The organism is Streptomyces europaeiscabiei (assembly GCF_001550375.1).
Lineage (GTDB): Bacteria > Actinomycetota > Actinomycetes > Streptomycetales > Streptomycetaceae > Streptomyces > Streptomyces europaeiscabiei.
Map to the genome: position 1 here is coordinate 1 of NZ_LRTR01000413.1, position 10818 is coordinate 10818.

A 10818-nucleotide genomic window follows, 5' to 3' on the forward strand; every position below is an offset into this window, starting at 1 on the left:
CTCCCTGCCCCGCCCCGCTCCCTGCCCCGCCCCGCTCCCTGCCCCACCCCGTTACACGTACCGCTCCAACAGCCCGCCCACATACGCTTCCAGCCGCGCCCCCAGCACCTCCGGCGTCAGATCCGTCCGCCCCAGCTCCCGCCAGGGCACCGCGAGCTTCTCCGCGTCGGGCGCACAGGCCAGCGCGTCCAGCAGCCGCCAGTACAAGTGATCCTGAGCCTGGGCCAGTTGACGCCCGCCCCGCGCCTCGTACCGCTCACGGAATCCGACCCCGTACTCCACCCCGTACAACAACGCCAGCGTGGTCGAGCAGTGGGCCACATCAAGATCCGCCGGCCCCCACGAGGTCTCCACCCAGTCCACGACCCCGCCGATCCGCAGATCCCCGCCCGCGCCCGAGCCCGTGAACAGGACGTTCCCCGGATGGAAGTCCCGGTGCAGGAAGCATCCTTCGTAGGACGGCGCCTCCCGCCGGATCACGTCCACGGCCCGCTCCCACAACGGCCCACCGGGCGTGGTGACCCGCTCGGGCGAGGTCCAGGCCTGGTACGTACGAGGCCGTTCCTCCGGTACGACCGCGTGGATCCGGGCGAGCTGCCCGGCGAGCAGATCCAGCCGCGCCTCCAGGTCGGCGTCCTCCTCCACCCGCACCGATCCCGGCAGCAGGGACATCAACAGAGAGGGATGGTCGGTGAGTTCGGCCGCCGGGTCCACGGCGTGCAGGCGGGGCGTCGGGATGTCGTCGTACGGCGAGAGCAGTGTGAGTATCGCGGCCTCACGGTTCAACAGCCCCGGAGCGTGCAGCCGGAAGAACGGTTTCACGAACGACCGCAGGACCAGCCCCGTCCCGTCGTCGAGCGTCAGCCGGCGCATCCGCGAGGTCCAACCGCCGCGCAGATCCGCCCAGTTCCGTACGACGCGGCCTTCGGGGAGCTGCTTGGCCACCCAGGTTCGGGTCGCCGTCCACTCCTGATCGTCGAATTCCATGGAGTCAGCATCCTCGATAAATGGGATGCCCGGCTCCCGTCACACGAGCATCCTGGGTACGCGGAGCGGAGTCCTCGATCACCGGGCCCGCGCAGGAAGGGCATCACTTTCCGGCCCCGGGGCTACTCTTCCACGCACAGTCATCACCCACGCCACGTCCCGAGGAGGTGCGTCATGGGCACCTTGATTCTTTCGGCGACTGCGGTGCTGGTCGTCATGGGTTTCTCCAACCAAGTCCTCTGGCTGGCCGCGGTCGCCCTGCTCTACCTGTACGTCCGCTACGGCCGCACGGGGGGAGGCTCGTCGGCGTCCTCGTCCGGACCCCCGGCGAGCGGCGGCCCGGCACCCGCTTCCTACCGTGCGTACCGCGATCGCCGTGACCAGCAGGCGAAGTGGGAGCGCCGCTACCGCCGCGAACGGCCTTCCGAGACCCGTCGGCAGGCTCGCGACAAGAGCGGCAAGTAGCGAAGGAACGGAACCGGAGCGACGAGCCGACGAGCCGACGAGCGAGCAGGGTGCCCCGGGGCACCTCGGATCGGGAACCGCCGTCTCAGCGCGGGCTCGATCCGCAGCTCGTCCCCGAATACGGCCCGTACGGCCCGTACGGTCCGGACCCGCGGCTCCAGCGCGTCGTCCCGCCGCCGTTCCGCACCTGGCAGCGGCGCGAACGGGCAGAACATGCCGCGCTCACGGGCAGGCGCACTCACTCCGCTCGATCCCGACGTGCGGCCCGCTCCGCCCCGCGCCCGTCCCGGCCGGGGTGCGGGGTCACGTCGGCCTCCGGCGTGACGGCGGCCGACGGGCGGGAGGAGAGACCCGGTCGAGGCCGGGTGCCACCGGCTTCGTACGCCCGAGAGGGATGTCCATGAGCCCCCATGGCGTTCGGCCGGCCTTCCCGGATCCTCCGAACCTCGCACGGCCTTCGGCTCCGCCGGGCTCAGTACGGCGACCGGTAGTTGATGTACCCGATCAGGGCGATAAGCCCCGCCACGCATCCGAAGACGATCACCGTCGACACCCAGGAGGATCGGCGCGGTCCGGCCGGGCCGGGGTCGGCGCGGAAGGGCTGGGGTGGGGGCGGGTTCTCCTTCCAGCGCGCGGCGAGCATCCGGGCCCTGGCGGAGGGTTCCTTGTGCTCGGCGTTGTCCGCCCACCTGATGTCGAACTCGCGCTGGTCGTCGTCCTGTTCGGGCATCCCCGTGTCTCCCCGTCATCTCTCGAACAGTCGTGCCAGAAACCATACGACGGCGCCCCCGCCCCGCAAAGCGGGAACGGGGGCGCCGTCGAACGACTCCGCGGCCGGCCGGAACCTCACGCGTGAAGCGCGAAGCTCGGGCCTGCGGGCTCGATCACACGTCGAAGTACAGCTCGAACTCGTGCGGGTGCGGGCGCAGCTGCAGCGGGGCGATCTCGTTGGCGCGCTTGTAGTCGATCCACGTCTCGATCAGGTCCGGCGTGAAGACGTCGCCCTGGAGGAGGAACTCGTGGTCGCGCTCCAGCGAGTCGAGGACGGCCGGGAGGGAGGTCGGGACCTGCGGGACGCCCGCGTGCTCCTCGGGGGCCAGCTCGTAGAGGTCCTTGTCGATCGGCTCGGCCGGCTCGATCTTGTTCTTGACGCCGTCGAGGCCCGCGAGGAGGAGGGCCGAGAAGGCGAGGTACGGGTTGCCGGAGGAGTCGGGCGCGCGGAACTCGACGCGCTTGGCCTTCGGGTTCGAACCCGTGATCGGGATACGCATGGCCGCGGAGCGGTTGCGCTGCGAGTAGACGAGGTTGACCGGGGCCTCGAAGCCGGGAACCAGGCGGTGGTACGAGTTCACCGTCGGGTTGGTGAAGGCCAGCAGCGACGGGGCGTGCTTGAGGATGCCGCCGATGTAGTAGCGGGCCATGTCCGACAGGCCCGCGTAACCGGCCTCGTCGTAGAAGAGCGGCGAGCCGCCCGCCCACAGCGACTGGTGGACGTGCATGCCCGAGCCGTTGTCACCGAAGATCGGCTTCGGCATGAAGGTCGCGGTCTTGCCGTTGCGCCAGGCCACGTTCTTCACGATGTACTTGAAGAGCTGGAGGTCGTCGGCTGCGGCGAGCAGCGTGTTGAACTTGTAGTTGATCTCGGCCTGGCCGGCGGTGCCCACCTCGTGGTGCTGGCGCTCGACCTGGAGGCCGGACTTGGCCAGCTCCAGCGAGATCTCGGCGCGCAGGTCGGCGAAGTGGTCGACCGGCGGGGTCGGGAAGTAACCGCCCTTGTAGCGGACCTTGTAACCGCGGTTGTCCTCCAGCGCACCGGTGTTCCAGGCGCCCGCCTCGGAGTCGATGTGGTAGAAGGACTCGTTCTCGCGGGTCGCGAAGCGCACGCTGTCGAAGACGTAGAACTCGGCCTCGGGACCGAAGTACGCGGTGTCCGCGATACCGGTCGACGCCAGGTACGCCTCGGCCTTCTTCGCCACGTTCCGCGGGTCACGGGAGTACTGCTCGCCCGTGATCGGGTCGTGGATGAAGAAGTTGATGTTGACCGTCTTGTCCTTGCGGAACGGGTCGACACGCGCGGTGGACAGGTCGGCGCGGAGCGCCATGTCGGACTCGTGGATGGCCTGGAAGCCGCGGATCGAGGAGCCGTCGAAGGCCAGTTCCTCGTCCGGGTCGAAGGCCGTCGCCGGCAGCGTGAAGTGCTGCATCACACCCGGCAGATCGCAGAATCGGACGTCGACGAACTTGACGTCCTCGTCCGCGATGAACTTCTTGGCCTCGTCGGCGTTCTGGAACATCCAGCTCCTCCTACTCCCGACGTCCTGCCGGGGTGGTAGTTCGTTCGTGCTGCCAGTGCGGTGGCACACGCTGTCGTCGACACTAGGGACGGGTGATTTCTCGTACGTGACCCATTTGTTTCGCACAAGTTAACCGGACATCCCGCCCCGCACCCCACCTGTCCGTATGGCAAAACGGTCGCAGTACGGTGGGCGGGTGGACAAGAGGCAAGCACTCGGATCGTGGCTCTCCGGCCCCCGCGCCGCAGCGGAGGACGCCGGAGTCGACTTCGGATACAGGGGAGAGCAGCTCGGCCTGCCGGAGGAGGGGCCCGGCTCCATCGCCCGCCCCGGCCGCCGTCTCGGCGCCCTGGCCGTGGACTGGGGCCTCTGCCTCTTGATCGCATACGGCCTGATCACCGACGGCTACGACCAGGCCACCAGCAACTGGGCTCTGCTCATCTTCTTCCTGCTCCACGTCCTCACCCTGGGCACGGTCGGCTTCACCCCGGGCAAGCGCCTCTTCGGTCTCCGCGTCGTCGCCCAGGGCAACGGCACCGTGCACCCCTGGCGCGCCCTCGCCCGCACGGCCCTGCTGTGCCTGGCCATCCCCGCCCTGGTCTGGGACCGCGACGGCCGGGGCCTGCACGACCGGCTGGCGCGCACGGTGGAGGTGCGGATCTAGCGCCGGTACGACGGCTGGTACGACGATGGGGGCGCCCGGAGTGATCCGGGCGCCCCCATCGTCGTACAGGGTCGTCAGCGGGCCTTCGGGCCGCCCTTGGGCATGCGCATGCCCTTGGGCATCGGGCCCTTGGGGAGAGGCATGTTGCTCATCAGGTCGCCCATGGCGCGCAGCCGGTCGTTGGTGGCGGTCACCTGGGGGCCGGAGAGGACGCGCGGCAGCTTGAGCATGGTCGTGCGGAGCTTCTTCAGCTCGGTCCGGCCCTCGCCGGTGCCCACGACCAGGTCGTGCACCGGGACGTCCGCCACGATGCGGGCCATCTTCCGCTTCTCGGCGGCCAGCAGGGTCTTCACCCGGTTCGGGTTGCCCTCGGCGACCAGGACGATGCCGGCCTTGCCCACGGCCCGGTGCACCACGTCCTGGCTGCGGTTCATCGCCACCGCGGGGGTCGTGGTCCAACCGCGGCCCACGTTGTCCAGCACCGCGGCCGCCGCACCCGGCTGGCCCTCCATCTGCCCGAACGCGGCCCGCTCGGCCCGTCGTCCGAAGACGATCGCCGTCGCGAGGAAGGCGAGCAGGAGGCCCAGAACGCCGAGATAGATGGGGTGACCGATCAAGAAACCGATCGCGAGGAAGACACCGAAGGTGAAGATTCCGACAGCCGCGAGTACAAGACCGATCTTCTTGTCGGCCTTGCGGGTCATCTTGTATGTGAGAGCGATCTGCTTGAGTCGCCCGGGGTTCGCAGCGTCCGCTGCGGGTTCCTTCCTCGCCATGGCACGAAGTCTACGTGTCCGGGGAAGCGAGGACGACGGCGGTGCCGGTGGGGACCGGAGACCGGGGCAGCGCTGGGGAAGCGGCGCCGGGCGGCGGCGGTGCCGACGTGGACCGGCCGTCGTGCGGAGACGGGGTGGTGCGGGGAAGGGCCGGGGTTACGAGGTGCGTGAGGCGACGACCGCTTCGAGGACGCGCTCGACCTCGACACGGTCCTTGGCGCGGCGGCGGTCCTCCAGGACGGAGGTCCAGGCGTTGCGGCGGGCCGTGCGCTGGCCGCTGCTCATGAGCAGCGACTCGACGGCACGGAGTGCACCGGTGATCGACGGGATCGGTGTGGCGTGGACGGGTGCGGCCTGCATGGGAGGTCCCCCCTCGGGATAGCTGCTCTGGCTAGGACTCTGTACCGGGTGTGAAACCAGGGTCACTGATTGGTGTTACCAGGGCGTGACCGACCGGTCAAACGCCAGTGAAGCCTTGATGCGGGGCCCTTAAACCTCGACGCGGCCCTGACAGGGCCCTCATCTGCGAGGACTGTCAGGACCGCGACCAATCGGTCATTACTGGCGAGTAGCTACTTGTGCTGGGATTCACACGACCAGATGGCACTCCGTGCCATTCGGCGGAGTGGTCGGCGCGGTGGTCAGACGGCCTGCGAAGCGATGTAGGAACCGCGCTTCTCGATGGCCATCTGGTAGAGGCGGCCGGCACGGTACGAGGAGCGGACGAGCGGGCCGGACATCACGCCGGAGAAGCCGATCTCGTCGGCCTCCTGCTTCAGTTCGACGAACTCCTGCGGCTTGACCCAGCGCTCCACGGGGTGGTGGCGGACGCTCGGGCGAAGGTACTGGGTGATGGTCACCAGCTCGCAGCCGGCGTCGTGCAGCTGCCGGAGCGCCTCGCTGACCTCTTCGCGGGTCTCGCCCATGCCGAGGATCAGGTTCGACTTCGTGACCAGACCGTAGTCACGGGCCTCGGTGATGACCTTCAGGGAGCGCTCGTAGCGGAAGCCGGGGCGGATGCGCTTGAAGATCCGGGGCACCGTCTCGACGTTGTGCGCGAAGACCTCGGGGCGCGAGGCGAAGACCTCCTCCAGCAGCTCCGGTACGGCGTTGAAGTCGGGCGCCAGCAGCTCGACCTTGGTCTGGCCGTCCGCGCGCCGGGCCGTCTGCTCGTGGATCTGCCGGACCGTCTCGGCGTACAGCCAGGCGCCGCCGTCGGGGAGGTCGTCACGGGCCACGCCGGTGATGGTGGCGTAGTTCAGGTCCATGGTGACGACGGACTCGCCGACGCGGCGGGGCTCGTCGCGGTCGAGCGCCTCGGGCTTGCCGGTGTCGATCTGGCAGAAGTCGCAGCGCCGGGTGCACTGGTCGCCGCCGATGAGGAACGTCGCCTCGCGGTCCTCCCAGCACTCGTAGATGTTGGGGCAGCCCGCCTCCTGGCAGACCGTGTGCAGACCCTCGCTCTTCACCAGGGCCTGCATCTTCGTGTACTCGGGGCCCATTTTCGCCCGGGTCTTGATCCACTCGGGCTTGCGCTCGATGGGGGTCTGGCTGTTCCGGACCTCCAGGCGCAGCATCTTGCGTCCGTCGGGTGCGACTGCGGACACATCGGCTCCCTGTGCTTCGATTCTTCGGCGTCCACCAGGGTACGCCCCTACGGTTCTCGGTCCCCGGGGTGGGCAACCTTGCGGTTGCGGGGCGCATTCCCCTTTCGCCCCCGCCGCCCCTACCCGTCCCGTCCCCAGGGGCGCTGCCCCTTCGTCCCCGAACGCGGGGTGGGTTGTTCGGGGTGGGGGTGTCCGGGGTGCGTGGGGGCTGGTCGCGCAGTTCCCCGCGCCCCTGGCAAGCAGGGGCTGCGCCCCGTGCTTTTCCGGCCCGCAGGGCCGGTGTCCTTCAGGCCCGCAGGGCCTGGACTGTCAGGGGCGCGGGGAACCGCGCGACCAGCCACGACGAACCCGCACCCGCCGACGTGCCCGAACCCCCGAGCCCTGACGCGGACTACACCGACGCCCGTTCGACCTCGCGCGGCTTCAGCTCCGCGTTCTCCAACACATCCCGCAGGTGGCGCTCGGCCACCGGAAGGACCTCCGCGATGCCGATGCCGCGGCCCAGCTCGCCCGCGAGCGAGGCGACGCCGGCGTCACGGATCCCGCAGGGGATGATGCGGTCGAACCACTTGTTGTCGGGGTTCACGTTGAGTGCGAAGCCGTGCATGGTGACGCCCTTCGCGACCCGGATCCCGATCGCCGCGATCTTGCGGTCCTCGCGCCGCTGCCCGGCGTTGGAGGGCGCGTACTCCGGCCCGTTCATCCGCGGATCGAACTCGTCGTCGGTCATCCGGGGGTCCAGGTCCAGGGAGAGCCCGCCGAGCCGCTGCTCGACCGGATCGCCGATCACCCACACGCCGCTGCGGCCCTCGACCCGGGTGGTCTCCACCCCGAACTCCGCGCACGTACGGATCAGGGCCTCTTCGAGCCGCCGTACGTGGGCCACCACGTCCACCGGGCGGGGGAGCTTCTGGATCGGGTAGCCCACCAGCTGGCCCGGACCGTGCCAGGTGATCTTGCCGCCGCGGTCGACGTCGATGACGGGCGTGCCGTCGAGGGGGCGCTCGTTGTCGGCCGTGCGCCGGCCGGCCGTGTAGACCGGCGGGTGCTCCAGGAGCAGCACGGTGTCGGGGACCTCGTCGGCGAAGCGCGCCGCGTGCACCCGGCGCTGCTCGTCCCACGCCTCCTGGTACTCGACGGCCTCCGTGCCGAACCCCATGCGGACGAACCGCAACCCACTCACGGCAAGCGCCTCCCTCCGCGGTACTGCCGGGCGGCGGCACCGCGATAGCCCTGTCAGGCGCGTGACGCGCCCAAGCCACTGTACGACCGTGCGACCGGGCGCTGTTCGAGCGGCCTCCGGCGGCGACATCCGGCAGTGGCCCCCGGCGTCGCCGTCCGCACCCGCGCGCGGCCTCCGTCGTACCGGGCGCGGAGGCGGTGGGCGGGCATCCGGCGTACGTCTCGGCACGCCGGGCGTACGAGGGGCCCCGCCGGCGCGTGTCGGAGGCCGACCACGTCAGCCGTGCGGCAAATCCTCACACGATCGGATGAATGGTTGCGGAAGTGTGCGATCGGGCGCTTACTCTCCGCTACATTCGCGCCGTTCACAAGGCCGCAAAAGGCTTCTCACCAGGCAATCCGGGAAACCCCGCCGACACCCGGAAGGCAGGAGACCGCACCGCAGATGACGGAACGACCCGCGCAGCGCACCCCCAACCGCCAGCTCGCCGCCCTCATCGCAGAAGCGGGGTTCTCGAACGCGGGACTAGCGCGCCGTGTGGACCAGCTCGGTCTCGAACACGGCCTCGACCTCAGATACGACAAGACGTCGGTCACCCGCTGGTTGCGCGGTCAGCAGCCCCGGGGGACGACACCCGCACTCATCGCCGAGGTGTTCACCCGCCGCCTCGGCCGCCGGCTCACCGCCCAGGACCTCGGCCTGGACGCCTGCGCCCCCGTCTACGCGGGCCTGGAGTTCGCCGCGACCCCCGAGGAGGCCATCGACATCGTCGGCGGGCTGTGGCGCAAGGACTCCGGCAGCCACGCCGAGCTCCGCAAGATCGCGTTCACGCCCGCCGGGCTGGTCGTCCCCAGCCGTGACTGGCTGATCGGCCGTGCCGACGACCGGGTGGGCCGGGGTGATCCGGGCGCGACCCGGGTCCCCCCGCAGGGCCGCCCGGTCGTCCCCCGGCAGCGCAGCCAGACCGAGCGCGGCCCCGGCCAGAAGGTCACCGGCGGGGACATCGCCGCCCTCCGCTCGGTCGGGGAGCTGTTCCGCGCCCTGGACGACGCGTACGGCGGCGGCCACGCCCGCCAGGCCCTCGTGCGCTACCTGGAACACGAGGCCGAGCCCATGCTGCGCGGCGCCTACGGTGAGCAGGTCGGCCGACGGCTGTTCGGGGCCGCCGCCGACCTCACCCGGCTGGCCGGCTGGACCTCGTACGACATCGGCGCGCACGGGCTCGCCCAGCGGTACTTCGTGCAGGCGCTGAGGCTGGCGCAGGCGGCGGGGGACCGGGCGTACGGGGCGTACGTGCTCGTCACGATGAGCCGTCAGGCGGTGTACCTGGGGCACGGCCGGGAGGCGGTGCAGCTCGCGCGCGTCGCCCAGCAGGGTGTCGGGTCGGCCGTGCCGCCGGTGGTGCAGTCGCTGCTGCACTCCGTCGAGGCGCGGGGGCACGCGGTGCTCGGCGAGGTGCGGGCCTCCACGGCCGCGCTGGTACGGGCCGAGCGAGCCCTGGAGACGGCCCGCCCCGGGGACGAGGTCCCGTACTGGGCGCGGTTCTTCGACGAGGCCCAGCTCGCCGACGAGTTCGGCCACAGCCACCGCGACCTCCAGCAGTACCGGGCCGCGGCCCAGCACGCCGAGCGCTCCCTGCAGTTGCGGGCGCCCGCCTACGCCCGCAGCCGTCTCTTCAGCCGTGTCGTCCTCGCCTCCGCCCGCCTCGGCCTCGGCGAACTCGACCAGGCCTGCCAGTTGGGCGCGGAAGCCGCCGGCCAGGCCGCCGAGATGCGGTCCGTACGAGCCGTGGAGTACGTCCGCGACTTCGAACGCCGTCTGGAGCCCTACCGCGACGCGGCACCGGTGAGGGGGTATCGGGACAAGGTGGCGGCGCTGGGGTAGGCGTGCGATCCGCGACAGGGGCGCCCGGTGGTATGCCGGGCGCCCCTGCGTCGCTCACGGAGTCTCAGGCGGCCGTCTCCAGCAGCTCCTCCAGGAACGTCGGGCGGGCGTCCAGATCGGTCAGGACGGCGTGGGCGGCCCGGCGGGCGGAGTGCAGGGCGCCCTGGACGGTGCTGGTGTCGCGGTGGTCGCCGCAGACGTAGAGGCCGGCCAGGAGACGTACCGGACGGCGCAGGTCGTGCGGTGCGGGCATCGCGGGCACGGCCTCGGGGGCGTGGTGCGCGGCGAGGAGTTCCCAGCGGGTCGTGGACGTGCGGTAGAGGCGGGCCAGTTGGGCGCGGACCGTGGCGTCGAGGTGCGCGGGGTCCGGGGGAGTGCCGAGGACCGTGGAGGTGATCAGGGCGCGGCCCGCCGGTGCCCGGGTCGGGTCGACCTGGCTGACGACCGCCGTGTGCGAGACGGGCCCGCCGCGGTCGGCGTCGAGGAGCAGCGCCGGTTCGGTCAACGGGGGCTCGTCGGTGGCGTGGTGCAGGACCGTCACCGGGTGGAACCCGGGCACCCGCAGTCCCGGGAGCAGTTCGGCGGCGGACCGGGCGTCGGTGGCCAGCACCACCGCACGGCAGGTGAGTTCACCGTGGTGCGCCGTCGTCACCGAGGTCGTGCTGATCGCGGTGACCTGGACTCCGGTATGGACCGAGCCCGGCGGCAGCGCGGCCGCGAGCAGCTCCGGAAGGGTGTCGGCGCCGCCCTCCGGGATGCACAGCCGGCCCGTCGCGAAGGTGTGCAGGGCCAGGTCGGCACAGCGGCTGGAGGTCCCGAGCGCCGGGTCGGCGAGCAGCGCGGCCAGCAGGGGGCGGACGAAACCGTCGATCGTCCGGGGTGGGAAACCCCGGGTCGCCAGCGCCTGGGCGGCCGGGACCTCCGCCCGGGCGAGGAGCCGCTCGGGCGCGGTCTCGGC

At 71.1% G+C, this 10818-nt stretch carries 11 protein-coding genes; 3 read left to right on the forward strand and 8 right to left on the reverse strand.

The genetic code is table 11. The annotated features are described in order from the left end of the window. Positions 1-51: 51 nt before the first annotated feature. On the reverse strand, positions 52-987 hold the full coding sequence (locus tag AWZ10_RS19835) for a phosphotransferase family protein (protein WP_208618531.1): 936 nt from the start codon (positions 985-987) through the stop codon (positions 52-54). A gap of 174 nt (positions 988-1161) precedes the next feature. Between AWZ10_RS19835 and AWZ10_RS19840 the strand changes: the two genes are divergently transcribed. After that, a complete protein-coding gene (locus AWZ10_RS19840; RefSeq protein WP_046709496.1) occupies positions 1162-1452 on the forward strand; it encodes a hypothetical protein in 291 nt (96 codons plus the stop codon). A gap of 472 nt (positions 1453-1924) precedes the next feature. On the opposite strand, the gene AWZ10_RS19845 is transcribed toward AWZ10_RS19840, so the two are convergent. Together AWZ10_RS19845 and glnA are read right to left on the reverse strand one after the other, a co-directional pair. Next, positions 1925-2182, reverse strand: a complete 258-nt coding sequence (locus tag AWZ10_RS19845; protein ID WP_060891718.1) for an SCO2583/SCO2584 N-terminal domain-containing protein — start codon at positions 2180-2182, stop codon at positions 1925-1927. Positions 2183-2336: 154 nt separating this feature from the next. Then, positions 2337-3746, reverse strand: coding sequence for a type I glutamate--ammonia ligase (gene glnA, locus AWZ10_RS19850; RefSeq protein WP_046709003.1), 1410 nt, complete (start codon positions 3744-3746; stop codon positions 2337-2339). 196 nt (positions 3747-3942) lie between these two features. On the opposite strand from glnA, the gene AWZ10_RS19855 reads away from it, so the two are divergent. After that, a complete protein-coding gene (locus AWZ10_RS19855) occupies positions 3943-4410 on the forward strand; it encodes an RDD family protein (RefSeq protein ID WP_046709004.1) in 468 nt (155 codons plus the stop codon). A gap of 74 nt (positions 4411-4484) precedes the next feature. Here the strand turns inward: AWZ10_RS19855 and AWZ10_RS19860 are convergent, their stop codons facing one another. From AWZ10_RS19860 to lipB, 4 genes are all read right to left on the reverse strand, one after another. Further along, the gene (locus AWZ10_RS19860) at positions 4485-5186 is read right to left on the reverse strand and encodes a DUF4191 domain-containing protein (protein WP_037693596.1); all 702 of its coding nucleotides are present in this window, start codon (positions 5184-5186) and stop codon (positions 4485-4487) included. Positions 5187-5342: 156 nt separating this feature from the next. Then, positions 5343-5546 carry an SCO2195 family GlnR-regulated protein gene (locus AWZ10_RS19865; protein WP_046709005.1) on the reverse strand — a complete coding sequence of 68 codons (204 nt, stop codon included), beginning with the start codon at positions 5544-5546 and terminating at the stop codon, positions 5343-5345. Positions 5547-5827: 281 nt separating this feature from the next. After that, positions 5828-6793: a lipoyl synthase gene (lipA, locus tag AWZ10_RS19870; protein WP_060891719.1), complete on the reverse strand. Its 966-nt coding sequence runs from the start codon at positions 6791-6793 to the stop codon at positions 5828-5830. A 391-nt stretch (positions 6794-7184) separates the two neighbouring features. After that, positions 7185-7976 (reverse strand): lipoyl(octanoyl) transferase LipB, encoded by a 792-nt coding sequence (lipB, locus tag AWZ10_RS19875; RefSeq protein ID WP_046708709.1) that lies wholly within the window; start codon positions 7974-7976, stop codon positions 7185-7187. A 444-nt stretch (positions 7977-8420) separates the two neighbouring features. Between lipB and AWZ10_RS19880 the strand changes: the two genes are divergently transcribed. Continuing rightward, positions 8421-9860, forward strand: a complete 1440-nt coding sequence (locus AWZ10_RS19880; RefSeq protein ID WP_046708710.1) for an NsdA family TPR-like regulatory protein — start codon at positions 8421-8423, stop codon at positions 9858-9860. Positions 9861-9924: 64 nt separating this feature from the next. Here the strand turns inward: AWZ10_RS19880 and AWZ10_RS19885 are convergent. After that, positions 9925-10818, reverse strand: an 894-nt coding sequence (locus tag AWZ10_RS19885; protein ID WP_167365969.1) for an FAD-dependent oxidoreductase, incomplete at its 5' end; no start/stop codon positions are given.